The sequence below is a fragment of the Roseiconus lacunae genome (genome assembly GCF_008312935.1).
Classification (GTDB): Bacteria; Planctomycetota; Planctomycetia; order Pirellulales; family Pirellulaceae; genus Stieleria; species Stieleria lacunae.
In genome coordinates this window covers 621250-646332 of the sequence record NZ_VSZO01000001.1, presented here as the reverse complement: position 1 = coordinate 646332, position 25083 = coordinate 621250, and the positions used below count along the sequence as shown (strand labels likewise).

Annotated in this window: 18 protein-coding genes; 10 read left to right on the top strand and 8 right to left on the bottom strand. The window is 55.7% G+C overall.

Going from position 1 to position 25083, the window contains the following annotated elements; all coding sequences use genetic code 11:
- Window positions 1–113: 113 nt before the first annotated feature.
- The gene (locus FYC48_RS02155) at window positions 114–1346 is read right to left on the bottom strand and encodes a Tm-1-like ATP-binding domain-containing protein (protein WP_149495043.1); all 1233 of its coding nucleotides are present in this window, start codon (window positions 1344–1346) and stop codon (window positions 114–116) included.
- A gap of 354 nt (window positions 1347–1700) precedes the next feature.
- Here FYC48_RS02155 and FYC48_RS02150 point away from each other — a divergent pair, with 354 nt between their 5' ends.
- Window positions 1701–3224: a sulfatase family protein gene (locus tag FYC48_RS02150; protein WP_235034109.1), complete on the top strand. Its 1524-nt coding sequence runs from the start codon at window positions 1701–1703 to the stop codon at window positions 3222–3224.
- Here the strand turns inward: FYC48_RS02150 and FYC48_RS02145 are convergent.
- On the bottom strand, window positions 3221–5122 hold the full coding sequence (locus FYC48_RS02145) for a sulfatase family protein (RefSeq protein WP_160149280.1): 1902 nt from the start codon (window positions 5120–5122) through the stop codon (window positions 3221–3223). The genes FYC48_RS02150 and FYC48_RS02145 overlap by 4 nt on opposite strands.
- A gap of 351 nt (window positions 5123–5473) precedes the next feature.
- On the opposite strand from FYC48_RS02145, the gene FYC48_RS02140 reads away from it, so the two are divergent.
- On the top strand, window positions 5474–6535 hold the full coding sequence (locus FYC48_RS02140; protein WP_149495041.1) for an exonuclease/endonuclease/phosphatase family protein: 1062 nt from the start codon (window positions 5474–5476) through the stop codon (window positions 6533–6535).
- A gap of 111 nt (window positions 6536–6646) precedes the next feature.
- Here FYC48_RS02140 and FYC48_RS02135 read toward each other — a convergent pair whose 3' ends face one another.
- Window positions 6647–7930 carry an O-antigen ligase family protein gene (locus FYC48_RS02135; RefSeq protein WP_149495040.1) on the bottom strand — a complete coding sequence of 428 codons (1284 nt, stop codon included), beginning with the start codon at window positions 7928–7930 and terminating at the stop codon, window positions 6647–6649.
- A gap of 229 nt (window positions 7931–8159) precedes the next feature.
- On the opposite strand from FYC48_RS02135, the gene FYC48_RS02130 reads away from it, so the two are divergent.
- Window positions 8160–10121, top strand: a complete 1962-nt coding sequence (locus FYC48_RS02130) for an ATP-dependent helicase (protein ID WP_160149279.1) — start codon at window positions 8160–8162, stop codon at window positions 10119–10121.
- A 155-nt stretch (window positions 10122–10276) separates the two neighbouring features.
- Here the strand turns inward: FYC48_RS02130 and FYC48_RS02125 are convergent, their stop codons facing one another.
- On the bottom strand, window positions 10277–11680 hold the full coding sequence (locus FYC48_RS02125; protein WP_149495038.1) for a trypsin-like peptidase domain-containing protein: 1404 nt from the start codon (window positions 11678–11680) through the stop codon (window positions 10277–10279).
- 351 nt (window positions 11681–12031) lie between these two features.
- Here FYC48_RS02125 and metG point away from each other — a divergent pair, with 351 nt between their 5' ends.
- Together metG and FYC48_RS02115 are read left to right on the top strand one after the other, a co-directional pair.
- Complete coding sequence (gene metG / locus FYC48_RS02120) at window positions 12032–14074, top strand: methionine--tRNA ligase (protein ID WP_149495037.1); 2043 nt, start codon at window positions 12032–12034, stop codon at window positions 14072–14074.
- A gap of 183 nt (window positions 14075–14257) precedes the next feature.
- Window positions 14258–15064 carry an alpha/beta hydrolase gene (locus FYC48_RS02115; protein WP_149495036.1) on the top strand — a complete coding sequence of 269 codons (807 nt, stop codon included), beginning with the start codon at window positions 14258–14260 and terminating at the stop codon, window positions 15062–15064.
- Here the strand turns inward: FYC48_RS02115 and FYC48_RS02110 are convergent.
- On the bottom strand, window positions 15061–15759 hold the full coding sequence (locus FYC48_RS02110) for a hypothetical protein (RefSeq protein ID WP_149495035.1): 699 nt from the start codon (window positions 15757–15759) through the stop codon (window positions 15061–15063). The two genes, FYC48_RS02115 and FYC48_RS02110, sit on opposite strands and share 4 nt — an antisense overlap.
- Before the next feature lie 448 nt (window positions 15760–16207).
- Between FYC48_RS02110 and FYC48_RS02105 the strand changes: the two genes are divergently transcribed.
- The gene (locus FYC48_RS02105) at window positions 16208–17233 is read left to right on the top strand and encodes a lysylphosphatidylglycerol synthase transmembrane domain-containing protein (protein ID WP_149495034.1); all 1026 of its coding nucleotides are present in this window, start codon (window positions 16208–16210) and stop codon (window positions 17231–17233) included.
- Window positions 17234–17288: 55 nt separating this feature from the next.
- Here the strand turns inward: FYC48_RS02105 and FYC48_RS02100 are convergent, their stop codons facing one another.
- Complete coding sequence (locus FYC48_RS02100; protein WP_149495033.1) at window positions 17289–19349, bottom strand: coiled-coil domain-containing protein; 2061 nt, start codon at window positions 19347–19349, stop codon at window positions 17289–17291.
- A gap of 305 nt (window positions 19350–19654) precedes the next feature.
- Here FYC48_RS02100 and FYC48_RS02095 point away from each other — a divergent pair, with 305 nt between their 5' ends.
- Both FYC48_RS02095 and FYC48_RS02090 read left to right on the top strand, forming a co-directional pair.
- Entirely contained in the window at window positions 19655–20404 is a 750-nt protein-coding gene (locus FYC48_RS02095) for a DUF2306 domain-containing protein (RefSeq protein WP_149495032.1), read from the top strand.
- On the top strand, window positions 20401–20937 hold the full coding sequence (locus tag FYC48_RS02090) for a hypothetical protein (RefSeq protein ID WP_149495031.1): 537 nt from the start codon (window positions 20401–20403) through the stop codon (window positions 20935–20937). The genes FYC48_RS02095 and FYC48_RS02090 overlap by 4 nt, the downstream gene beginning before the upstream one ends.
- On the opposite strand, the gene FYC48_RS02085 is transcribed toward FYC48_RS02090, so the two are convergent.
- Window positions 20906–22150, bottom strand: coding sequence for a GTPase (locus FYC48_RS02085; protein ID WP_149495030.1), 1245 nt, complete (start codon window positions 22148–22150; stop codon window positions 20906–20908). The genes FYC48_RS02090 and FYC48_RS02085 overlap by 32 nt on opposite strands.
- Window positions 22151–22493: 343 nt before the next feature.
- On the opposite strand from FYC48_RS02085, the gene FYC48_RS02080 reads away from it, so the two are divergent.
- Together FYC48_RS02080 and FYC48_RS02075 are read left to right on the top strand one after the other, a co-directional pair.
- Complete coding sequence (locus FYC48_RS02080) at window positions 22494–23486, top strand: putative zinc-binding metallopeptidase (protein WP_230779386.1); 993 nt, start codon at window positions 22494–22496, stop codon at window positions 23484–23486.
- The gene (locus FYC48_RS02075) at window positions 23483–24514 is read left to right on the top strand and encodes a D-alanine--D-alanine ligase family protein (protein WP_149495028.1); all 1032 of its coding nucleotides are present in this window, start codon (window positions 23483–23485) and stop codon (window positions 24512–24514) included. The genes FYC48_RS02080 and FYC48_RS02075 overlap by 4 nt, the downstream gene beginning before the upstream one ends.
- A gap of 115 nt (window positions 24515–24629) precedes the next feature.
- Here FYC48_RS02075 and FYC48_RS02070 read toward each other — a convergent pair whose 3' ends face one another.
- Window positions 24630–24944 (bottom strand): hypothetical protein, encoded by a 315-nt coding sequence (locus FYC48_RS02070; RefSeq protein WP_149495027.1) that lies wholly within the window; start codon window positions 24942–24944, stop codon window positions 24630–24632.
- Window positions 24945–25083: the final 139 nt, after the last annotated feature.

Sequence of the window (25083 nt, the reverse complement as noted above, 5' to 3'; positions counted from 1 at the left end):
CGTTGGACTCGGGTATTGCTCGGAAACCGTGGCTAACGCCATTCGGCTGATCTTGGAATGGAACCGCGGCTAACGCCATTCGGCTGATCTTGGAATGGAACTGGAACGAAACACTAGCTGCGTTGAGCAGCGACTTGAATGTTTCTCAGTAGCGTCTTCGCACACAATTGTGCAAATTCGGGGTCATTGATTCGGCGGTCTTCCCAGTGGACAGGAATGTCATCTCGCAGCGAATTGGCCAGGCTCTCGAACAACGCTTGGTCGGCGTTCGGGTCGTGAAAGGGCCCCCCTTCGGCGCTGATGACGCTGATCGCTTTTCGGGGGATGAGCACCGATACGGGTGCCGACGATGGATTGATTTTTTGGGCTAGCACGCGCCCCAATTCGCGGCATTCTTCCCTCGACGTTCGCATCAAGGTGACTTGCGGGTTGTGTGCATAAAACCTTCGGTTGGCGAACAGTGGTGGGACGGAATTTTGTTCTCCGAAGTTAACCATATCCAGACAGCCCGGTACGACGATCGCAGGAACGCCCGCCTTGGCGGCGGCTTCGAGTCGATGGGGACCCGCAGACAGGATGCCGCCGACCAATTCGTCTGCCCATTCGGTCGTGGTGATGTCAAGAACTCCGGCAACCATTCCGCTCTCGATCAGCGATTCCATCGCCCTTCCCCCGGCTCCGGTGGCATGAAAGACCAGCACTTCATAGCCGGCTTCTTCGAGAACCGGTGTCGCAGCCGCGATGCACTCGGTGGTGTTTCCGAACATACTTGCAACGATCAGTGGTCGGTCGTCGGTGTCGGGAGCGACGTCGGATTCAACCATGCCACAAATCGCACCGGCGGCTCGCGTGAAGATCATTCGCGACACACGATTGAGTCCGGCGATATCGACGATACTGGGGATCATCACGATATCTTTTGTACCGACGTAGTGCACGATGTTGCCGCTTGCCATCGTCGAAACCATCACTTTGGGAAAGCCGATGGGGAGGACTCTCATTGCCGCGGTCGCAATGGCCGTCCCGCCACTACCGCCGAGCGAGATCACTCCCTGGATACGGGTTTGCCGGTACAGCTCTTGTAGCAGCAAAGGAGCAGCGGCCGTCATTGCGGCGACACACTCACCGCGGTCGCTTCGTGATTCCAACTCGGACCAGACAATGCCCCCCGCTCGCGCGACTTCATGTCGATCGATCTTCACATCCATCCGTAAATCATCAGGCGGCTCATAAGTCCCCACGTCAATCAGTAGCGGCGTATGCCCATGCTGGCGGATCTGTTCGGCCACGAAGGCATGTTCGCTGCCTTTGCTGTCCAGGGTTCCCAATACCGCGATCGTTGCCATGTCGGCTTCATCCTATGTTGTGTTCAATTCACGTGGAATTTTAAAGTCTAGCAGCGTTTCGCTAGGGGTTTGGGAACAGCTGCGTGAGCCAAGGTTGTGTCGAATTAGCCATAGCGATGCCGTTCGGCTATTCGGTCAGGTTTGAATTTTCGAGTGAATCAATTCACCCTTCGAGTCGCTGAATCACATTGCGATAATGAAGGCGACGTTTCGTCGGAAGTTTCCCGCTGTGTTTCCACCCTGGTTCGTGAGGCGGTTATCCTGGGCGGATTAGGTCTATCGTCGACCTTCCCCAGCCACGGCTCCTACCTGAATCAGATGATGAGACTACTTTGGAAAAGACGTTTGCTACCGATGGCGGTGTTGCTATCGGTGTTCGCTTGCACGGTGAAAGCTACCGATCTGCCGAACGTGATCATCGTTTATACCGATGACCAAGGTTTCGGGGATTGCAGTGCGCTAAATCCGGACAGCAAATTCAAGACGCCCCATCTGGATCGCTTGGCCGAACAGGGAGTGCTGTTTACCAACGCCCATTCCTCGGATTCGGTTTGTACTCCTTCGCGTTATGGCCTGCTGACCGGACGCTACGCTTGGCGAACGACATTGAAACGGGGGGTCATGAATGCGGAGGGAAAATGCCTGATCAAAGATCACCAACAGACGATCGCATCGTTCTTGCGCGACCAGGGGTACGCGACCGCGATGGTTGGGAAATGGCATCTCGGCATGGACTTTCCCGGCACCGGTCCGCAGACGCGCGATTGGACCAAGCCGGTGCAAGACATGCCGCTCGATAAAGGGTTTGATTACTTCTTCGGAATACCGGCGTCACTGAATTATGGCGTGTTAGCTTGGTTCGAAGGTCGGCACGCGAAGGTCCCACCGACGTTGTTTACCGCGAAGAAACCCAACCAACGCCATGTCGATTATCGAATCAAGCCGCCCTATCAAGACACACCGGAGCAAACCCGCAAGGCACTTGGAAAACGGGGCATGGAGGTCGCGCCCGACTTTGTCGACAACCAATGTCTGACACGGTTTACCGACAAGACGATCGAGTGGATTCGATCCCACCAGCAGAACGATCAAGACAAGCCCTTTTTCGTTTATCTTCCACTCACCTCGCCGCACTATCCGGTTTGCCCCTTGCCAAAGTATCACGGTCAGGGCGAATGCGGTGGATACGGCGAATTCATGATTGAAACTGACGATCATCTTGGGCGATTGATGGCGTACTTGGATCAAGCAGGATTAGCTGACGATACGATCGTCTGTGTGACGAGTGACAACGGCCCCGAAAATTCTTGGAAACAACGCATCGAAGACTTCGGGCATCGCAGTAACTTGCATTTCCGCGACGGGAAGCGGTCGGTCTACGAAGGCGGCCATCGTGTCCCGATGATCATCCGTTGGCCGGCTGGGATTCAATCCCCGGGGCGTCGCTGCGACGCGTTGGTCGGTCAAATCGATTTGTTCGCGACGTTGGCAGATCTTCTTGGCCAACCGATCGACAACGACCAAGCACCTGATAGCCAAAGTTTCGCTTCGGTGCTTTCTGACCTCGCCGCCAAGCATCAGCGTCTACCGCTGATCAATCATGGAATCAAAGGTCGCTTTTCGGTGACCGAGGGCGATTGGAAATTGGTCTTTCCCCATTCAGGCAGCGGCATCGAACTTTACCAACTTGCTAATGATCCGAGTGAAACCAAGGACGTTGCGGAGGCGAATCCTCGACGCGTCGACACGCTTCGTCAAAAGGCGACGCGCATCGTGGTCGATGGCCGGACCACGCAGGGGCCACGGCTATCCAACGACACCGGGTATTGGCCTGATCTGACGTGGATCAGTGAAACGCAATACGCTGACGGACGTTAACGGCCAGCGATCGATTCGATTTGGATCGAATCGATTTTGATTTCGCCGTCCGACTCGCCTTCGAACGAGAGCGTCAGCTCCGTGATTGGCTTTTTCCATTTCACCGGGAAGTACACGGTGGTCGCATCTGCCGTGTTGACCATCGAAGGTTGGGCAACGGTTGATGCTTCGGTTTGGCTGATCAAAACAACTTTCGTTTTCGAAGGGCACTGCAGCTTGATCATGACGAGTCCTTGATTCGACTTCGGGTCCAAGTTTAGCCCGGTACGCTGGATCGCCGCCTTGCCATCGGCAAGCTTGAAATCTAAGTAACCGAGTTGCCCGGCGATGTTGCCGATCACCGGATCGGTGGCGGTCCAACCCTCGGTCTGCCAGCCGCCGCAATCGAACGTGAATAACAGCTTTCCGTCGGAGGGATCACGATCGTTGATGCGTTCCCATTCGTCGCTAAGCCCGTCGCCATCGTTGTCTTCACGAACCAGTTCGTATTCGGGGTTCACGCCTTCGCCCCACTTGTGGCCACTTGCTTGATAGGCCAACTCACCGAGCGGTTCTTCGTCTTCACCGGCGTCGCCTTTTGCCAGCCAGTCGGCGAGAAGTTTGCGATGACGTTGGAGCTCGTCCGAGTATTTAGAGGAATCGGCCAGGTTATTGATTTGAGCCGGGTCGGCGACGACGTCATAGAGTTCTTCTTCGGGGCGCTCGCCGAAGTAAATCTGAGTCAGCTTCGGCGAGAGTTCACCGGACTGAAATAAGTCATGCAAGTTCTGTAGAAACGGACGCCCGTCGCGGTACTGAGGCTGCAACAGGATTCGATCGGTCTTGTAATTTCGCGTGTAACGAAACCGGTCCGTGCGCAGCGATCGAACACGATCGATCGTGTGGTCCATCCGGTCTTTGGCGGCCGCGACGAAGACACGTGGGACGACGATTTCGCCGAATAGATTTTGACCTTCAAACCATTTCGGTTGATTCACCCCTGCCCATGCGAGCGTGGTCGCAGAAAGGTCCAGCAAGTTGACCAAGTCGTCGCGGACCGAAGGCGACGGGACGTACGGCGATGGCCCCGCGATGATTAAGGGAACATGCAAGCCACCTTCGGTCACCATCTGCTTGTGACGAACCAGATTGTTGGCGCCGTGGTCACTGAAGTAAACCACAATCGTATTGTCGGTCAAACCATGTTCTTCGAGCCCTTGTAGGACGGTTCCGATGAAGTCGTCGTCTTTGCGGATCGCGTCATAATGCTGAGCAACCGTTTCACGATACAGTTGATTCTGTGGGTAATCCGCCGGGACGGTGACCGTGGCCGGATCGGTCTTGCGTTCGGCAGGAAAGTTGCTGGTGTTATTTTTGCCACCGGCGGTTTGAATTTGCCCAAAGAATGGCTGGTTGGATTTGATCTTGTCCCAGTCCAAGTTCCCGCGACGCTTGTTTTGCCACGAATAGGTCGCCGCCTGATCCCAGGCATAGTTGTAGTCGTCCTTTCCAAGGTTGAACGTGAAGTAGCCGCTGTCTTTGACCAGTTGCGGCAGCAGGCGAACGTTCTCGGGCAGTTCGATTTGTACCGGGCCACGACCGGATCGATGCTCGTGGGCGCCGAACCGAATTTGGTTCATACCCGCCATCATCGCCGATCGGCACGGCGAACAGACCGGGGCGGGCGCGTAGGCACGCGAAAAACGAACGCCTCGCTGAGCCAGTGAATCGATGTGAGGTGTCTGATCGCGGTTGATCGGGTCGCCGTAGCATCCCATCCAAGGTGACGTGTCTTCGGCGAAGAGCCATAAAATGTTGGGACGTTTGGCGGCTTTTTTATTGCGATTCTTTTGCGCCGACGCCGGCGACGGGAACGCAAAGAGAAGCAACGAAGCACACAGCAATGAAAGCAGTCGCATAATCGGTTCGGAGGCTGGAATGCGTTGGGGGAAACAAATACGGGACGGTGAAACCTGTGCCGACGGCGTCCAGTATAACGACACGCTTGGTAAGCGCCGAAAAGCCATGCCCCTGAAAAGTCAACGTGATCGTCACGTCAGGACCGTGCAAACTTTGCAACGATCGTGCCCTCGCTGAGTGCCGATGTAAGAACCGAAGCACTGTGTGGTCAGCTCTGCACCTTGCTTTGGGACCGGCGCGTCAACTGCCGGATTTTCGTCGCTGCCGCCCCTCCGGTCCCGATCGTATTCCCAGGTTTCATCCGGCCCTCACCATAGTCAGCCGGTATGTGCGCGTACCCATTTCATACGATGGAAGACTCTCGACGCTCCAGTCCCATTCTGGTCCTGTTGACGATTGGTTTGTTCGTGGGCGGAGGCTTGTATTTTGCACAGCATTACAAGATCGCCGGCCTGGATCAGATCCAAATCAAACCGAAGGACGAACCGGCGCCCACCCCGTCGCCTGAAACTGATTTAGACGATGTCTTCTTTGTCAATTCGTTGGACACCGCGGACAAAAGCCCGACGACGTTTTCCAGCTATGCCAAACCGGCGGGTTTCATCGCACGTCAAACCGTCCCGCCGCGAAACCTGAAACCGATCGTGATTGCATCGTGGGCACTCAGCGGATTCGGTCCCACCAAGTTCGCCGATGACCAGACTCGCAGTCGCGTTATCCGAATTTTACGCAAGTTTGACGTCATCGCACTGCAGCAAATCACGGCGGCCGAGCGTGATCTTGTCCCACGTTTGACCGATGCGATGAACGAAGGCAACGGGGCCAAGTTTGATTTTGTGATGGGGGATCCAACCGGTCCAGTCGCGCAAAGCGAGCAGCTCGCGATTCTGTTCAATCAGAACCGTGTCCGGATCGATCGTTCGCAAACCTACACCGTCGCCGATCCTCAAAATCAGATGACATATGATCCGTTGGTCGCTTGGTTTCGCGCCGCCGAACCGCCCGAGCAAGTCGCTTGGACGTTTTCGATGGTTAACGTTCGTGTCAACCTGGCACGTGCACCGGCGGAGGTTGCGCTATTGCCAGGCGTGATGTCTTCGGTCCGGTTGGACGGGCGTGGTGAAGACGACGTCGTGATGGCGGGACTCTTTCAAGCCGACGACACGTATCTGATTAAGCGCGTGATGGGGAACGGCGTGGCTGCAGCAGTGCAAAGCTTGCCCACAGACATCTTCGGACGTCATCAAACTTCAAATCTCTTGGTCGACCGCAATCGAACCAACGAATTCATCGGGCGCGGCGGGCCATTTGATTTTCTTCGCAAGGATAACCTCAGTCTTTCGGAAGCCGAAGCGATTAGCAGCCATCTTCCCGTGACCGGAGAGTTCACGGTTTGGGAAGGCGGGATCTAGACGGAGCATTGGCCGTAGGTCTTGCTTCTTAACTGCCTTTAGCGATACAAGGCCGACGCTATGTCGTTCGGCAGGATTCCAAATTTCTGTCGCGTTTCACGAAACCGTCCGTCAATCATTCAGGGGGTGCCAAAGTAACGTGGCGACCCAAATCAGTGTCAGCGCCGCCGGGAATGACGGCAGAATGGTATCTTCAACTAATCCCGATACCAACACATAAGTCGTCACGCCGCGCAACATGGGCTGACGCGACTTTAATGCCACCGCCAGCGTCATTATCAGCAGGCCAATCATCAACAAGCCGGCGATGATGCCGCCTGAAAACACGACGTGTAACAACAAGTTGTGCGTGCCGACGGATTCGGCGCTCATCACTGACGCGGCGCTGTCCATGCCATAGCCGATCCACGGGCGTTGGCTGATCAAGTCCCATGCTTCCTGCCAGATTCGCGTGCGACCGGTCAGTGACGTCAGTTCCTCGACGTTTCCCGACTTGGTGACCTTCGATGCGACGCTTCCCAATGCTCCGTCGTCGCTGGTGAGACCGATCCATCCCGCGATCAACAAAACTGCGATGAAGACAACGTTGGCAAGCAGTAATCCTGCGCGGCTGTAGAGTTTGTCGAACATCAATATGATCGTCGCGGCACCTACGGCGAGCATTGCCGTTCGTGAGACCGTCGCGACCATGGTCGCGATCACCAACAAACAGATCAAACACATCGGCCAGCGAAAACGATAACGCGTCACGTTGGTTTCCGCTGAATGCGTCGAATCGAAACGCCAAACGCCGAGCATGAGCAGCCAAGCTGTTGCGGCTTCGTGGGCGATGGCATTGGGATGCGCGACGCCGCCCATACGCGTGACGGTGTTGACCGCGTCGATGTATTCGTGAAATTGTCCGACCGAAGGGACGAATAAATAGACTCCCCATGCCAGACATAAAAACGCAACCAAACCCGCCAGCAGTGACCGCGCCAGTCCGACGATACCAAACGTCGCCAGCGCCGTAGCCGATAGCTGTAAGTAGCCAATCAAAATCAATGCCGCGGCAATGCTGATCATGCGCGAAGACGTCGGAGAAACGACGCCCGAAAACAAAAACACGGTGGCCAACAAGATCAACGCGGTGCCCGCCAGCGTGCCAAACATCCGCCGCGCCCGCCCGCTGTGCAATAGTCCCCAAACGCCTAAAACCCACGCCGCTGCGGCCGTCGCCAATTTGGCTAATAGGACGGGGTTGCCCGCACCTACGCGACCTTCGCTTACCGGTTGAATCGGGTTCAGCAGCGCCGCGGCGGAAACGATCGTGATGACGGCGACCATCAGGACCGGCAACCGGGTGCGCAGATGACCGGCGAGGGTCAACGGTGGGGGGGACGCCGAGGTTTCCATCGGTTGCAAACGCGGTACTTTTCTACGGTGGTTGGTATCCGAACGTGAGCCGACAGGATAGTCGGTCGAGGCCGTATCGTTACACTAGGTTTAAAGCCAGAGGGAGGCGTGGTGAAAACGCAAGTGCCCCATCGAAGTATTTTCCTTGCCCGACCCGTGGGAAAAATGATGGCGCTCGCTGGCTGAAAACGATTATTTGGAATCAAACGACCCGATCCGTGGGATCCCGATGGGACAGAACGAGACCGAAACTTATCAACTCAACGACGAACAACGCAAAGCCGCCCAATTCGATGGGGGTCACGCGTTGATTCTTGCCGGTGCCGGGACCGGAAAAACGAGCACCATTGTCGCTCGTGTCGATCATCTCTTGTCGCGCGACGTCGACGCACGGCGTATTCTGCTGCTGACCTTCACCCGACGGGCCGCCCGCGAAATGCGTTTGCGGATGATGCAGCGCAGCGGAGAAAGTACAAAGCTGGTTTCCGCCGGCACGTTTCATAATTTCTGTTTGCAATTCCTCCGTCGCTGGCCCGACCTGTTTGGCTGCGGAGCGCTGTCGATCATCGATCGCGATGATCAACTGCAATTGATGAAATTAGCGCGAGGAACGATCGTCGGAAAAGACGCCCAGTTCCCAAAGTCCGCCGAATTGGTGAACTACTACTCGTACGCCCGGAACACCAACCGCACCATCGCGGAATACCTCAAGCAGTTCACCGAACACGACGAAGAAACGATCCAACGGATCACGGGCGTCTTACAAGACTACACCAAACGTAAACTTGATTGCCGCTACTTTGACTATGACGACATTTTGCAATTGTTTGCTAAGGGACTGCACCAGAACAATGTGCTTCGCGAAAAGCTAAAGCGACGATTTGACCACATTTTGGTCGACGAAATGCAGGACACGAATCCGCTGCAATGGTTGATCCTTGACGGCCTTCGCGATCCGGCCAAGCTGTTTTGCGTCGGTGATGACGCACAAAGCATCTACGCGTTTCGTGGGGCTGACTTTAAGAACGTGCACTCGTTCACCGACCGTGTCGAAGGTGCTCAGGTTCTGCGGTTGGAAGAGAACTTTCGCAGCTATCAAGAAATCCTTGATGTCTCGAATTGGTTGTTGAAGCAATCGCCGTTGGATTACAACAAGAACCTGCACGCGGCGCGTGGGAGCGGTGACAAGCCGCGGATGCTGGAGTTCAGCGAAGACCTGGAAGAGGCGGACTGGATCACCGAAGACCTGGCCGCCCGTCACGAAGGCGGCACGCCGTGGGCCGAACACATGATCCTGACACGCACCGCATTTGGAGCGCGGCACGTCGAAGCGTCGTTGGTGATGAAAGACATCCCCTATCGCTTTGTCGGTGGGACGCAGTTGTTGCATTCGGCACACGTCAAAGATCTGCTCAGTCTGCTGAGGGTCGCGGACAATTCGGCCGATCAGTTAGGCTGGATGCGATACTTGACGCTATGGCCACGGATCGGTGAAAAGACCGCTGCGACGATCATCGGGAAACTGATGGGGATCTCCAGAGCCGACATGATCGAGAGCATTTTGACGGAACGGACCAAGGCGAACCCACGTTTGGCCGAAGCGTTCGCGGCTTGCGTCAAGCTGCTCGACCGACCCCAGCAAGCGATCACCGCCGCGGTCGACAAGATGACGCCGCTGCTGGAAAAGAAGTATGACGATTGGGATCGTCGATCAAAGGACCTTAAATTGCTCGAACGACTTGCGGAAAAGCATGCAACGATCGGCGAGTTCCTTGAAACGTATACGTTGGATCCGATCTCCGAAAGCGAAGCGTCCAACGAAGACGACCAAGACGTGGTGACACTGATCACTGTCCACAGCGCAAAAGGCACCGAGGCACCGGTATGTTACCTACTGGGAGTCCAGCCGGGTAATTATCCACACGTCCGCTCCATCGGGGACGATGATCAGGAAGAAGAAGAACGTCGCGTCTTGTACGTTGCGATGACACGCGCCAAAAACGAACTGATCATGACGGGGACGTCACGATACCAAGGCGCGTTCGTACCGTACCACAACCGCTATTTCGCCGCCGCGGGAACAAACTGCCAGTTGTACTTTTTGAGCGATCTGCCTGGTCATCTGTTGGGAGATGATTTGCCGTTTGACGACGATCCTTTTGACGAACCGATTCGTTCCTACCGCGACTAGTCACGGGGATGTTTGCCGCGTTTCTGATTAGATCGACGGGGATTAGCCCCGATTTGTGCTGAAGAACCACACGCTATCGCGATTGTGGCTGATCAAATCGGCAAGCCGTTGGCGAGTTTCGCTACCCAAAAAATCGCTTGAATTTATGCGTCCGGTTAACGGCGGGCGCTGCTTTCGATCAGGCTTAACAGTTCGGCAGTTGGCTGGCGGACGTTCAACACCCGTTGTCCGCTGGGATGATTGGGATCTCGGATGATCACGATCATGTCTTGGCCGACGGGATTTTGTGACGGTGCGTGACTCGCCGAAGGAAGGGCGTGAGGTATGGTGGCGAGCTGTGTTTGTGGTCCGGAGGGTCGCGCTGGCGCCGTCGCAGCAACGTTCGCGTTCGAGCTGCCATCACAGAGGTGTGACATGCCGATACGTGACATCTGCCAAGCGATGTTGCGAGGGCCGGTGTAGATGCCCACATCGTCATTGTAGTCGGCGGCGTTGCAAACGCCGATCAATACACCCCGGTCATCGAACAGTCCGCCACCGCTGCGGCCATCGATCGGTGCACCGGCGATTTCTAAGTTCGACGCGTTGATCTGTGGATTATATTTGTCGACTCCGGTCACGCGGGTGTCACGGCGCGAGGGATCGGCACCACGGTCACATCCAAAACTGAACGCAGTCTGACCGATTTGCGGGACTTCATTGCCGCCGATCAAAGGAACCACTGCGACATCACAGCCGGGACGAATCGTCACCAGGGCGATGTCGCGATCTTCGGCGTCATAGTCGACGACCTGACCGGGGACCGTGCGAACTTGGTTGCCGATAAATAAGTCAACTTCGACGTTGGATTGGAGTTGGGTTTCGCGGAACAAGTGGCCGCAGGTGAGCACCAACGCCTCTTCGCCGTGGCGGTCGATGATCGTCCCGGTACCGACGCCAAACCCGTGGCCGTCTTTGACCCGCAGGCGAACCGTTGCCGCACGAGCACGCTCGACCGCTTGCGCCCGCTGTAAACTGGGCATCGCTTCACCGACCGAGCTGTTGCCAATGGGTGGGTTTTGCACGAACGATTTTTGCGCGAACCGAGCGTCAGGTGAATCAATCAGTTGTCCATGATGAACGCCGGTTTCGGTCGGCAGCAATCTTCGTTGATCAAATTCCAGTGCCTCACGGATTTTGCTCATCGACTGGGCACCAACTAGCCGAGTCAATTCTCGTCCGCCCGACAAAACGACAAGTGTTGGTACTTGCCGTACACCGTGGCGACGAGCAAAATCCGATTCGCGATTGACATCGACGTAGCGAATCGGGGTGCCCTGTTGTTCGAGTTGCCGAAGAGTTGGTTCCATCGCTTTACAATGGCCGCAGTGCTCCGATCCAAAGGCGACTAAGACGGGCTTGGCAGAAGCCGTTTCCGTACCGGTCACCATCGAGACCAAAAATACAACCAGTGTGACCGCCGCCCCTGAAAGGCGGCCGAACATCGTTTGGTCCAACATTGTCACTCCATCGACTCGATAAGTCAGACGCGCGAATCCGTGCACGTCGGGGCGTACCATGCGGCGGTCGTTGCCGCGGACGGGTGACTGTCGGCGATCGCCCTTGTCGACGGCAAGGGCAAACCGGGGATCAAGTTTGCGAAACAGTGTGAAACACGCGGGATTACGAGTTTCACGGCGTTCGGTACAATCCTCACCATCGCCGAGCGTCGGCCGAGCATTTTGCGGGCAAACGCACCGTCAGGGCGGCTCGAATGCCCCCGCCTTGCGAGCCATCGTGTGGGCAAAATCCGTGTGGTGCGTTCGGCACGCTCGGAAACGGTCTGACACAAAGGCCATCCTTCGCCGCTGGTTTTGACAGCAAATCTAATATTTTCGCATCCATCGCCCGAGAATCTCCCCTACGAATCAATGACCCGACGAATTCTCGTTACCAGTGCGTTGCCCTATGCCAACGGCCCGATCCATATCGGTCACTTGGTCGAATACATCCAGACCGATATTTGGGTACGGTTTCAGCGATTGATCGGCAATCGATGTGTTTACATTTGCGCCGATGATACGCACGGCACGGCGATCATGATTCGCGCTAAGAAAGAAGGCCGCAGCGAAGAGGAGTTGATCGCGGACATGAGCGGTCAGCACCAACGCGACTTCGCCGGCTTTCATGTCGAATTCGATCACTACGGCAGCACGCACAGCGAAGAGAATCGCGGACAGTGCCACTTGATATGGCAGGCTCTTCGCGAAGCCGACTTGGTGACCGAAAAGTCAATCGAACAATTGTACGATCCCGAAGCGGAAACGTTTCTTGCCGATCGCTTTGTCCGAGGGACTTGCCCTACCTGTGGACGCAAGGATCAACCGGGCGATAACTGCGTTTGCGGTGCGACGTATTCGCCGACCGAATTGATCGACCCGATCAGCACGCTCAGCGGTGCGACCCCAGAAGTCCGTTCGGCGATTCACTTGTTCGTACAGCTGGAAAAACTGCGCGGCTTTCTGGCTGATTGGATCGAAAACGGCGATGCATTGCAGAAGGAAACGGCGAACTATTTGAAAGGCTACTTTTTAGCCGAGGACAAAGAGCTTCGCGACTGGGACATCAGCCGGCCGGCGCCGTACTTTGGTTTTGAAATTCCCGATTCACCGGGCAACTATTGGTATGTCTGGTTTGACGCACCGATCGGGTACATTTCGTCTACCGAACAGTGGTGTAAAGCAAACGGTGAGTCTTTCGATCAGTGGTGGCGCGATGAGTCGACGGAGATTCATCACTTCATCGGCAAGGACATCACGTATTTCCACACGTTGTTCTGGCCCGGTATGCTGCACACCGCCGGTTATCAGTTGCCGACGAAGGTCCACATCCACGGCTTCCTGAATGTCGACGGCGAGAAGATGAGCAAGTCCAAGGGGACATTGATCACCGCCGAGACCTATTTGAAGCACTCCGAGCCGGACTACTTGCGTTATTACTATGCGACAAAGTTGACGCCACGGGTCGAAGACTTGGACTTGGGGATCAAGGAGTTTGTCGACAAGGTTAACAGTGACTTGGTCGGCAAGGTCGTTAATTTGGCAAGTCGTGTTGGAAAGTTCGCGGGGATTACCGGACTAGCAGACACCTATCCCGATGACGGCGGATTGTTCGACAAGGCGGCCGCCGCTGGCGAAGAAATTGCCCAGGCCTATGAAGGTTGTGATTACAGCCGTGCGATGCGGCTAATCATGGAACTCGCCGATGCGGCGAATCCCTTTGTCGAACATGCCAAGCCGTGGGAGATGAAAAAAGATCCCAAGCGCCAGGATGAACTGCGTGACGTGGTCACTGTGGCGCTCAATCTGTTTCGACAGTTATCGATCTACCTGTCGCCCGTTCTGCCGTCGCTGGCCGAGAAGTGTTCGGCGCTGCTGAACGAACCGATCACGTCTTGGGATCAAAGCCAACAGCCGCTGCTGGGGACGTCGGTCGAAAAATTCACACGCATGATGGAACGTATTCAACCCGAGGATCTAGAAAAGATGATCGAAGAAGAGAAAGAGCAAGCTGCCGCCGATAGTGACGCGCCGGTTTCCACATTCAATGATTCCGACCAATGGATCAAAGAGAAACCGATCGAAGAGGAAATCACGATCGACGACTTTGTCAAAGTCGATTTGCGAGTCGCGCGCATCTTGACGGCCGAGCACGTACCGGAAGCCAATAAACTGTTGAAGCTAACCCTTGGGCTTGGCGGTGACGAAACGCGGCAAGTGTTTGCGGGAATCAAGTCGGCTTATGATCCAGAAGCGATCGTCGGCCGATTGGTGGTCATGGTCGCCAATTTGAAGCCACGCAAAATGCGGTTCGGACTGAGCGAAGGGATGGTCTGTGCCTCCGGTCCGGGCAAGGAAGACATCTTTTTGTTATCCGTCGACGAAGGTGCTCAGCCCGGTCAGCGTGTGACCTAGTCAGCCAAGTCGTTGATGGTGAGTCGTCAGCGAAAACTTCGGCCCCCATTGCGAAGACCGATTCATCCAATCGATTTCTGACCGGATCGAAACTTCCAAATCGAGCGATCGCGGTAGACACCAACGATTCGGTTTCTATCATGCCAGAGTCAGTGTCCACCGAATGCGAGAAGCGGAATCGCCATGATCGTTGCGTTTCGACGCCGAATTCTCGACCGATTCGTTCTGCGGCCGACGCGGAACGAATTAGACATCGGATCAAAGCAACGGCGTTGGTTTCAGTCTGGGCGTCATCGCGATGAGTACTTTGTCAGCGAGACGACCCCATCGGAGTCGAACGACTCGCGGGGCGGACCAGAGTTGTTGGTGATCAAGTTTCCTGGGACGGCCGGCCGTGCCGAACGGGCGACTGGGTGGCCAGGACAATTGCTTGAAAACGTTCACGTCCGACTCTGTACCTGGAACGCACCGGGCTACGGTCGTTCGACCGGACGTGCCTCGTTGTCCAACATTCCTGCACGTGCGCGTCCCTTTGTGTCGCACCTTTTGGATCAAATCGATCCCAAGCGGACCCGAGTTTGGTTGACTGGCAATTCGCTTGGCTGCGCGACGGCGACTTATCTGGCGAGCGAATTCGGTGATCGCCTTTCGGGATTGATCCTACGAAATCCGCCACCCTTGATCGAAACGGTCAAGGGGGTCGCTGATCGATATCCGATGGGGCGCCTGGCGCACGCGATTGCCGAGAGTCTGCCTCCGGAAATGAATTTGCACCAAAGCGCGCCGAAGGTCACCGTTCCTACGGTGATGTTGCAAAGCGAGCTAGACGAATTGGTGCCGCCGGAGCTTCAAGAGGGCGTCTTCGATCGATTGCCCGATCCCAAACGCCGCGTGCTACTAAAAGGCATCGGACATGCGGGGTTGATCAACGAGGATCATCAGCAAGATGTCGACGAGGTGATCGGTTGGTTGTGGCAGCAGTCACGTTAGCGAATGTTTTTCGGGCGATCAGCAGAACGTCTTCGACGTAGCGAGACGGCGGTCGCGATCGAGACGACCGCGGCTAGTAAGCTTGGTTCAGGAATCGCGGTCACAAACGTTGTCGACGAACCTCCGAGCGGACTGCTGTACGTCAGGTCGATCAACGAGGACTCGGTAACGGATCGAAGACCAACGACGGTGGTGCGTGTTGGTTTGTCTTCATCGGTGCCAAAGATATCTAAAGTGATCGTTGAACTTGAAGGCAAGTTCAACGCTCCGTAGTCGAACGTAAAAGTTCCGATCGTAAGTGGCTGTGTATCCTGGATCAAAAACACATCTGTTCCCGGTGGCGAGAATGGTTCGATCACCATTCGTGATTCGCTACCGGGCGTTTGCCCGAACGGGATTTGCCTCCAAACATCGAAGGGCATGGCGGCTTCGAATTCGACCACCGAAAAATTGGTCAGTGGAACAGAATCGATGTGCGACCCGGAAATATCGAGTTCGATGTATTCGATGTCGTCACCGACCAAATCAGCGGTGGCTTGGAAGTGCAAGTCAGTCTGAAAATACCCCGGTCCGGTCGATCGGGTTTCACTGAGGTAGGCAATGACATCGGCATCGCAACGCCTCTCTTCTATTGCTGTACTACATAAGAAGAGAAACAGGATGGCGGTGGGGTTTCGGATAGCTAACTGTTTCATGGTGCTGCGATGCTAAGCAGTTCCGTCGCCAATCGCAACTAGATAGTCCGTTAAATCACACCATTTCGATGACTCGAGAGCGAACTACGTCAAATGAATTTCTGTGTCCGACGAAGTTCGATGGCTAGTGCTTCGTTCTTCTGAAAATGCGGGTTCGAGTTATTAGCCGACGGGCGTTAGCCACGGTTTCTGCGCCGAAACCGTGGCTAACGCCATGCGGCTAATCCTAAATCAAGATGTTGACGAAGCACCACCGTCAGCAGAACTAGGCCCGCGGCAAGCGCCGCCGTCTCACTGTTGGCATCCCTTCTTTTCCGGATAGACTCTGGCCGACTGATCTAGAACATCTGGTCTAGAAAAAGCATTTGCACCGTCCCTCAGATGCCTCATTGAAACACGTGTCTTGCCGCCGGACGATGGTGAGCTCACCTTTTGAAAGAACGTTTGAATGAATTCGCCGCGACAAATATTGCTGACGCTCGCCAAAGTCATGATCCCTTTGGGAATCATCGCATTTTTGGTTTCTCGGGTGACGCCCGAGCAATGGGAGTCTTTGTCCGAGCATGACAAGAATTACCCGCTGTTAGCATCGGCTCTGTTCGTCGCCGTGGGGGCGATCAGCCTCTCGTTTATCCGATGGTGTTTGCTAGTTCGTTGTCAGGGGATCGACTTGACGATGCTCGAGGCGCATCGACTGGGCGCGATTTGTTTCTTGTTGAACTTTGTATCTGCCGGCAGTGTCGGCGGCGATTTATTCAAAGCCATCTTCTTGGCCAAGCGGCGTCCCGGTCGACGGGTGCAGGCGGTCGCGTCGGTAGTGGTCGACCGCGGTGTCGGGCTTTACGGATTGCTGCTACTTGCATCGGCCGCGTTCGTCTTTCAAGGCAACCAATTGGCAAGTGGTGCCGAATCAGAGGACATGCAGAAAATTCGCTTCGGATGCGGTGTGCTCGTGATTTTGGGAACCGTTGTGCTGTGCTTGTTGGTCTTTGGCGGTGCCTTTGTCGATCGACTGGTTCGGCGCGGGGCACGCTTGCCAATGATTGGTCCGGTCGTCGAACGAGTCGGACCTCCCTTGCGGATGTTCCATCACCATCCCTTGGCTTTCGGCATGTCGATTTTGATGAGCCTTGGGGTGCACGGCCTGCTGACGGTCAGCGTGTACTTGATCGCGCGATCGTTGTATCCATCGGTGCCGACCTTTGCCGAGCACTTTATCATCGTGCCGATCGGGATGCTTGCTTCGGCATTGCCGATCACACCTGCCGGTTTGGGGTTGTTCGAAGCCGCCATTGAATGGCTGTATCAATTGATCCCATCCGAACCGACGTTGGCGTCGGGGACGTTGATCGCCTTAGTGTTCGAAATCGTCAAAGTGATCATCGCGATCATTGGGACGGTGTTTTACTGGACAGCCGGTGACGAAGTCCGTGAAAGCATGGAAGAGGCCGAGCACGAAGCGGAAAGTCATTAGCGATCGAGACGGTCGAAAGTTTGGTCCCGAGTGAAAGCCGGCGACCGCGGGTAGATTAGGCGGCTAGCTTTCGCCGTTCGACGTGTAATTCTTGAATGCGGCGATACAGAGCTTCACGTTCGGCAGCGTGTTCGGCGTTGCGTCGCGCGAGTTCGCGGCTGAGCCGCTTCGCTTCGGCAGCCGGATGTTCGAGTCCATCAAAGAGTTGCAATTGTTGCGTTTCGTCAATTAAACGTTGTTCCAGGCGCGCGATGATCGCTTGCATCGACGCATTCAGCGGGGATGCGATCGGAGATGATGCAGTTGCCGCCGATTCGAGTTTGTGTTGCAGCGTCGCGATTTGATCGGCGTATTCGGCCAGACGAAGCTTGTGGTTCTCGACTTCGGATCGCAATTGACGGGCTTCGTTTTCGTATGCCCCACCGGACTGACGAAGTTCGTCGAGGGCGAGTTCTCCGAGCTGTAAGCGTTCGTTGGCCAAATGCAACTTTTCTTCGGTCTGGGCGAGCCGCCGGTGGGCCTGTTCGAGCTGTTTTTGTAGCCCGTCGTTTTCTTTGGCAAAGGCCTCACTGATGCGTTCTTTGTCGGCAAGCTGTGATTCGAGTTTCGCCGTCTTGGCGGTCAACTGGCCGACTTCTTCGGCACGGGTTTCGCCGTCGCGTTGATATTGTTCAACCAGCGTTTCCAATCGTTCGATCTCTAACGTTGATTCACGCGCCGTTTCGTGTTGTTGCAGTGTCGCGTTGGCTTCGGCGGCCCGCGTCGCGGCTTGCATTTGACGCAATTCTTGGTCACGCTCGTCGACCAGCTTCAGCGCTTCGTCGGCGTGATCATTCGCCTCGGCGAGTTTCGATTGCAGTTCTTCGATCTTGCCATCTTGTTCGCGGACTTGGGTTCGCAGTTGATCGTTTTGTCCGATCGCGACGGCATGTTCTTTTCGTAGATGATCAAGCTGCCGCTGTTTGTCGCTCATGTTGCGACTGATCGCGCTTATTTCCTGTTCTTTGGCGAACAGCGAAGCATCGAATTCATCTTCGGCTTGACGGTGTTGCTCGATCGTTTCAAGCAACGCCTGTTTTTCCCGCGAGAGCGCATCGAGTTTTAGGTTGGTCGTAGCGAGTTGATCGCTGACCGTTTGGGTTGCTTGGACGAGTTGTTGTTGATCGCGACGGGCGTGGGATGTCAACAAATCGCATTGTTCGGCGAGCAGTTCATTTTCGAATTCTAGCCGGGCACACAATTGATCAAGGTCATCGTTGGTCAGTTCGACCGTTTCGTGATCAACCTGCAGGACTGCAACGGTGTCGCTAAGTTTTCGAATCTGTTGATCTCGTTGACGAAGCAAACGCATCGCCTCGTCGTGTAGCTGATCATACGCAGATTCCGATGCGATGGCGTCACGCGTCATTTTTCGGCATTGATCGTCAAGCCAGTCGGCCAAGTCAACGGCCGCTGTCTGAGCCGTAGCCCAAGACTCAAGACGTTGCTCGGTGTCTTCGAGTTGCGCTCTCAAGGTCTGCGTTTGTTCTGCGGCTTTGGATACCTGCAGCTCTTGGACACGGATTTGTTGGTCGCGTTCGCTGACAATGGCGTCGTGACGCTGCGTTTGAAGCTGTAGACGTTCGGTAAGCTGCCGCTGTTCGCCCGAAGCGGCGGAGGCTGCGTTAGCCAGTTCCTGTTTCAAGGTTTCGATTTCATTGTGCAACTGATGTTGCCGCGTTCGGCTTTGGTCACGTTCGCGGCTGAACTGCTGCTCTAGCTCTCTCACTTGATCGGCGCGAGCTTGGGCTTCCTGTCGCAGGTGTGCCGTTTGTCGATCCTGCTTTTCTTGCGCAGTAGACAGCAAGGAACGCAAACGGACGATTTCCGCATTGGCTTGGCTGAGCTGGTGATAGATCGCTGCCGCGTTCGGGTCATGCGATCTTATCGGCGGCGATGGTTGCGGTGCGGCATAGCCATGTGCCACACCGGGATGATGCGGAACGGCGTCTCTGCCGCCCGACGCACCGGGCTGAGGCGGAACGTGGGGTTGGAATGCCGGCCCGACATTCGGGTTGGACGCTGGAATCGCATCGGATTGCATGCGCCAATGTTGCGTACGCCAGCGATGATCCATCGAATTATCCCTTCCGTGGGAGAGTGTCTGTTGTTTCCGCAAGTCCCTTTTCCGACAGGGCACGCTTCCCTTGCGGTTTTCCACGCGTGAAACATAGGCGAAATCGTCAAATCGACAAAGATCAGTTTCACGCGACTGGATCTTGGCAGAGCTTTGACGCGGTTTTGACATTGTTCTGATGATTCAACGCCCGTCCAAAATCATACTCCGGTCGAGGTTGCAAACTCGACGTTTGGCCGAACGGAGTGGTGCCTAAGGCTGCTTTGTTCAACTGCCAAGCAAGCCCCTTATCAAGGCTATCGTCAATGCTGTTATTTGCTTCGTTTCGTTTTCGCTCTTGTTGGACGGTCCTGTTTCTGTTGGGGTCGGCCGGGATCGTGGTCAGTCTGTGGGCTTACTTCGACAATGACCGAACAGCGACGTTTCTGTTGGAAAAAGGCCCGCTCAGGCACGATGCTTTCTGGCAGACCGCGTTCTATCTTCACCTCGTCTCATCGACGGTTTGCTTGCTCAGCGGACCGGCATTGATGTTTCGAAGGCTGATTCGGCATCGCCGGTTTCACCGCTGGATCGGCTATCTGCATCTTAATTCGGTTCTTTGGATGGCCGCGCCAACGGGATTGATGTTGAGCGTCAACGCAAAAGGCGGCGTTCTGTCAGCGATCGGGTTTGCGATCACGGGCATGTTGTGGTGGCTGGCCACGTGGCAGGGATACCGGTCGGCACGTGGCTGTCGGTACGCCGAGCACGCCAAATGGATGATCCGGTCCTATTCGCTTGCACTCGGTGCGGTTTGGTTTCGATTGCTGCAGATCGCGATGGCCTACGGCATACCGATTCTCACCGGCAAAGAAACCTATGTCGCCAGCGTTTGGCTGAGTCTTGTGGCCAGTTTGTTGGTCGCCGAGTCGAGCGTCATCGCACTCTTTCGCCAATCTGAAAAAGCCGTTGAACATCAACGGCGTGGGGATCAACGCCCCGCCGATTCGGTCTCCGGCGAAGCTCTCACCTCTCTTTCTGTTTCCGTTTCACCATCCGTTGAGGTTTTGTCATGAATCGACTGCTTGTGATTCCGCTTCTCGCTTGTGTCTTGCTATTCGCGGTGGTCTTTCAGGACCGGTCCCAGGATTCGCCTTCCGGGGAAAGATCGGGGGCCGCCGCTGCGACGCTCGCCTCGTCCGATCACCTGACCTCGTCCGATCTGCGTGGCGATCATCACGGCTTGATGCCGCTAGAGGAAGCTCGCCGCGAGATTCTCGAGCCCTGGCCGGAAGAGTCGATTGAGGAAAGATTCAGTCGACGGGAAACGTTTTTGTCACTTTCGGCTTGGTTGTCGCCGCCGGACGAGGTTTCCGTGAAGCAGTCGCCGACACGCTTTTTGTGTTCGTTGTCGGTCGATTACCATGCAACCGATCTCGATAGTGCGGCGATCCTGAATGCCACACTCGCCAATCCTTTGCCGATCTATGTCGACCGCCGGTCCCGCGAGATTTTCGTTTTCTATGACAGTCGTTGGCACGAATACCATGACTGGATCGGCACCTATCAGCCGGACATTAAGAAAATGACGGGCTTTGGGACATGGTAAGCCGTTGCCGGAGTTGCTGAAAATCGCCGGCCGCGGCGACGTATCGGATCCAATCCCTTTGCCGCGTGTTGAGAGGGACCGGCGTGCCGGGGGCCGTGAGTGCGCCGGTTAAATGGTCGAGCACCGTCTGAATCAAATCGTCGACTCCCAGACCCTCCGGTGCGATCGTCTCGATAGGCTTCGGATCCGTTATCTCGGCCTCCGTCTGATCGGCGATCAAATCGGCTTTGTTGAGCACTCGGATGATCGGCGGAATCGTCGCCAATTGATCTATCGCTTGATCGAACAGTTCCCCGGGCCGGGGTGTTCCGGGTTGAGAAACGACGATCAGCAGGTCTGCTTGCCGGACCGCATCGAGTGCTCGTTCGATGCCTAGACGCTCGATTTCGTTGGCCGCTCGGTGCAGTCCCGCGGTGTCCCGAAGTCGGATCGGCCAGCCGTTGAAGACCGTCTCCGCATCGAGCACATCGCGGGTTGTACCGGCGACATCCATCGTGATGCTTCGGTCATAGCCGACCAACGCGTTGATCAAGCTGCTTTTGCCAACGTTGGGGGGGCCGCATAAGACGACATCAAACGGACGCGTCAGACGAACGCCAACTGTGCCGGCGTCTACGATTAGCCGAGCTTGGTCGACAATCGTGCGATAAAGCTCATCCGCATTTGTCTCGTCGGAGGCCGCATCACTGAGTCTTTGCAGTTGGGTATCACGCCAGTTGCAAAACGCACCACGAATTTGATCGAGAACAATCGCGGCGGTTTTGGTGGTCACGCACTTCGGCAAGACCGTCAAGGCTTCGGCGACGAGCAGGTCTTCGTCTTCTTGGGAGTCATCGCTTGGGCGGAAATCGAGAGTTTGCAGCTCCGACGGATCGACCAGGACGGCGCCGAAAGACTGTAAATCGTCGAGGATTCGTTGGGCCGCGGCCGCTCCGCCGTGGCTGTGGATTTCAAAGCGATCGCCGTCCCCGTCGTGACGCAGGGGAACCAGCACGACGGACTCGCCGGCGGCTTGATCTGTTTTCGACCAGGTCCCGTAACGCACTTCTCCGATCGTGATCGGCCGCGTGTGTTGGGTGCGAAAACAGCGATGCAGCAATGTCGTCGCCTCGGGGCCTTCGATCATCACCACGGCGATGGCAGAACGGCCCGCACCGGTCAACTTGCAGCAACGGGTGGATGACTGGTTTCGATTCGTGGTGATCTCGTTCACTCGAGTTTGTTTTGATCTCGTTGGGTTGTTAGACTCGCCATCAGTGTTTGATGACCTATCGTTGAAGAAGTCAATGCCGTAAGACTTCGTCGAGCGGACGACTCAGTGTGTGTGTGAAGTGTCAGGGCTTTCAAGGCGGTCAGGCTTTCAAGGCGGTCAGGGCGATGAAAGTGTCAGAGGCTTCGATACGTCAGAGTTGTTTGTTTGAGCGGACGATGTGATTGGACGCATGTTCGTTCCGTCGCACCGAAGGGCTGAACCGTATGGCGATGCCTCGCGATCAACGACCGTTGCTAAAAGTTTGTGGAGAACCATGGGTGGGAGCGTGCCAGATCTAGCGTCGATGTCTGACGACGAACTGTTGGACATGCGGATCTGCGATCTGAAGCTGTCGATCCGTGACACGCCACTGGAAGCCCGCGTCGACCAGCTCAACGGCGAGTTGTCCGAGCGGGGACTTCGGTTCCGCCCGCACTTCTGGCTCAGCGACGACTGGTTTTCACCCGATGGTATACCGGGAATCGCGATTCCGTTCTATCTGGCCCATCCACGATTGTGCCGGCTCGAACGCAAACAATTGCTCGAAGTCGAAGGTGGGACGAAGCAGTGGTGCATGAAAATTCTGCGGCATGAGGCCGGACACGCGATCGATACCGCGTTTCAAATCCGACGCAAATCACGCTATCGTCAACTGTTCGGTAAGCCTTCGGACCCCTATCCGGAGTTCTACAAGCCGAATCCACAAACGCGAGACTACGTGCTGCACTTGGACATGTGGTACGCCCAGGCGCATCCGCTGGAAGACTTTGCGGAGACGTTCGCGGTTTGGTTGCCGACCAAAAGTCGTTGGAAGGCGCGGTACCGCAACTGGCCGGCTCTGAAAAAGTTGGAGTACGTCGACAAGTTCATGAGCGGAATTGTCGGCAAGCCCCCCGTCGTCCAGTCCAAACGGACGATCGACCCGGTCAGCCAAATCCGTCGTACGTTGCGGACCCATTACCGTAGAAAACGCGAGTACTACGAAATGGATTATCCGAATGTTTATGACAAGGATCTTCGCAAGCTCTTCTCCTGCGATCGCGCTCATCGTCGCAACCCGACCGCCGCGGCCCTGCTGTCTCGATGGCGTGGGGAGATCCGACGGGTCGTCGCGGATTGGACCGGTGCATACTCGTATATGGTCGATCAAGTTCTGCAGGAAATGATCGAGCGGTGCCGAGAACTAGAACTAAGGTTGGGCACCAGTGCGGAAGTCTGTAAACGAGATGCAATGATTTTGGTGGCCTTGCGGACAAGCAACTATCTCAATTCGGGCCATAGACGGGTGATGATGTGAGCAAACTGCGTGTGTTGGTGCTGGTACGGACCGGTCATGTCCCCCCGCTAACACTGGACGGTATTTCTGATAAGGAGCTTGACGCATGGAAGGCCGAATTTGACGTCTGCGACACCTTGCGACACCTCGGGCATGAGGTCTTGCCAATCGGTGTTTACGATGACTTGGCGCCGATCCGCGATGCGCTCACTGAATTCAAACCGCACATCACGTTCATGCTGCTCGAAGAATTCCACGGCGTGGTGACATACGACTTCGCGATCATCAGTTACCTAGAACTGATGCAGCAACCCTATACGGGATGCAATCCACGCGGCTTATTGCTCAGCAAAGACAAGGCACTGAGCAAAAAAATCCTGACCTATCACCGCATCCCCACGCCCCGCTTCACCGTCTTTCCGGTTGGCCGGACGGTTCATCGTCCGAAGAAGCTGGAGTTCCCACTGTTTGTCAAATCGGTCACCGAAGACGCTTCGTTCGGGATCAGCCAAGCATCGATCGTCCGTACCGACGAGCAGTTGATCGAACGTGTTAGCTTTGTCCACGAGCATGCCGGCGATGATGCGATCGTCGAACAATACATCGAAGGTCGTGAAATTTACGTCGGCGTGATCGGCAACCAGCGATTGCAAACCTTCCCCGCCTGGGAGATGGACTTCGGGCAAATGCCAGACGACACCGCGCGGATCGCGACCAGCCAAGTGAAATGGAATCGCAAGTACCAGGAAAAACACGGCATCACGACTCACGAGGCCGATGACTTACGCGGCGAAGCGGGTGAAAAAATTGCCAAGATCTGTAAACGAGTTTACCGGGCCCTCAATATGAGCGGTTACGCTCGAATGGACCTGCGCCTGACGGACTCCGGTGACATCTATGTGTTGGAGGCCAATGCGAATCCCAACATCGAATATGGTGAGGACTTTGCCGAATCCGCCGAGCGCGCCAGCGTCGATTATGAATCACTGTTGCAGCGAATCTTAAACCTGGGGCTTCGCTATAAAGCCGCTTGGATGACCAATCTGTAGCCGGTCTCGTGACGTTTTGCTGGTCGTCGGATCGTTTGTCCCGCCAGGTGCCCCGCCGAACCGCGGGGCGCGATCGCAGCAATCCAGATCAAGTCGATCGCCTTCGATTGCTGATTCACTGAGACTGCAGTGCGGGGCTGGGTGTGTAGCCTCGCAGGGCTGGCTGAGGAGAATAGCCACGCAGTGCCGGCTGGGGATAACTGCGGTTATTGGTCGACGGCAAGATCGTCGGTACCGGGTAATAGTACGGACGAACGATCGGCTGCGAATAGTACCAGGGCCTCGGTTGGTAGCGACGCTGTAGTTGCCACGCGGCATAACGGCGTGCGTTCAACGCGGCACGGTATTGGTTATAGAGGTAGGGATTACCGGCCGTGGTGACCGACATCATCGCGATCATGATCGCTGCGAAACAAAGTAACCGACGCATGTTTTTGATCCTAAAGGTTGGAGTTTTCGCGCGGCACTGTTCACCTTAAACGGGCTGATCGTACCGGCATGTCCGAATTTAGATTTTGTCGCATCTAAATCCTGCCGCGTTTGAACCGGTTGCAACTTTCGTTCCGCTT

What these genes read in the sequence shown, in the direction of transcription:
- FYC48_RS02105 (WP_149495034.1), top strand. Translation starts at nt 16,208, where the DNA reads ATGAATTCGCCGCGACAAATATTGCTGACGCTCGCCAAAGTCATGATC.
- FYC48_RS02150 (WP_235034109.1), top strand. Translation starts at nt 1,701, where the DNA reads ATGGCGGTGTTGCTATCGGTGTTCGCTTGCACGGTGAAAGCTACCGAT.
- FYC48_RS02130 (WP_160149279.1), top strand. Translation starts at nt 8,160, where the DNA reads ATGGGACAGAACGAGACCGAAACTTATCAACTCAACGACGAACAACGC.
- FYC48_RS02140 (WP_149495041.1), top strand. Translation starts at nt 5,474, where the DNA reads ATGGAAGACTCTCGACGCTCCAGTCCCATTCTGGTCCTGTTGACGATT.
- FYC48_RS02135 (WP_149495040.1), bottom strand. Translation starts at nt 7,930, where the DNA reads ATGGAAACCTCGGCGTCCCCCCCACCGTTGACCCTCGCCGGTCATCTG.
- FYC48_RS02090 (WP_149495031.1), top strand. Translation starts at nt 20,401, where the DNA reads ATGAATCGACTGCTTGTGATTCCGCTTCTCGCTTGTGTCTTGCTATTC.
- FYC48_RS02155 (WP_149495043.1), bottom strand. Translation starts at nt 1,346, where the DNA reads ATGGCAACGATCGCGGTATTGGGAACCCTGGACAGCAAAGGCAGCGAA.
- FYC48_RS02080 (WP_230779386.1), top strand. Translation starts at nt 22,494, where the DNA reads ATGTCTGACGACGAACTGTTGGACATGCGGATCTGCGATCTGAAGCTG.
- metG (WP_149495037.1), top strand. Translation starts at nt 12,032, where the DNA reads ATGACCCGACGAATTCTCGTTACCAGTGCGTTGCCCTATGCCAACGGC.
- FYC48_RS02110 (WP_149495035.1), bottom strand. Translation starts at nt 15,759, where the DNA reads ATGAAACAGTTAGCTATCCGAAACCCCACCGCCATCCTGTTTCTCTTC.
- FYC48_RS02100 (WP_149495033.1), bottom strand. Translation starts at nt 19,349, where the DNA reads ATGGATCATCGCTGGCGTACGCAACATTGGCGCATGCAATCCGATGCG.
- FYC48_RS02095 (WP_149495032.1), top strand. Translation starts at nt 19,655, where the DNA reads ATGCTGTTATTTGCTTCGTTTCGTTTTCGCTCTTGTTGGACGGTCCTG.
- FYC48_RS02145 (WP_160149280.1), bottom strand. Translation starts at nt 5,122, where the DNA reads ATGCGACTGCTTTCATTGCTGTGTGCTTCGTTGCTTCTCTTTGCGTTC.
- FYC48_RS02115 (WP_149495036.1), top strand. Translation starts at nt 14,258, where the DNA reads ATGATCGTTGCGTTTCGACGCCGAATTCTCGACCGATTCGTTCTGCGG.
- FYC48_RS02070 (WP_149495027.1), bottom strand. Translation starts at nt 24,944, where the DNA reads ATGCGTCGGTTACTTTGTTTCGCAGCGATCATGATCGCGATGATGTCG.
- FYC48_RS02125 (WP_149495038.1), bottom strand. Translation starts at nt 11,680, where the DNA reads ATGGTACGCCCCGACGTGCACGGATTCGCGCGTCTGACTTATCGAGTC.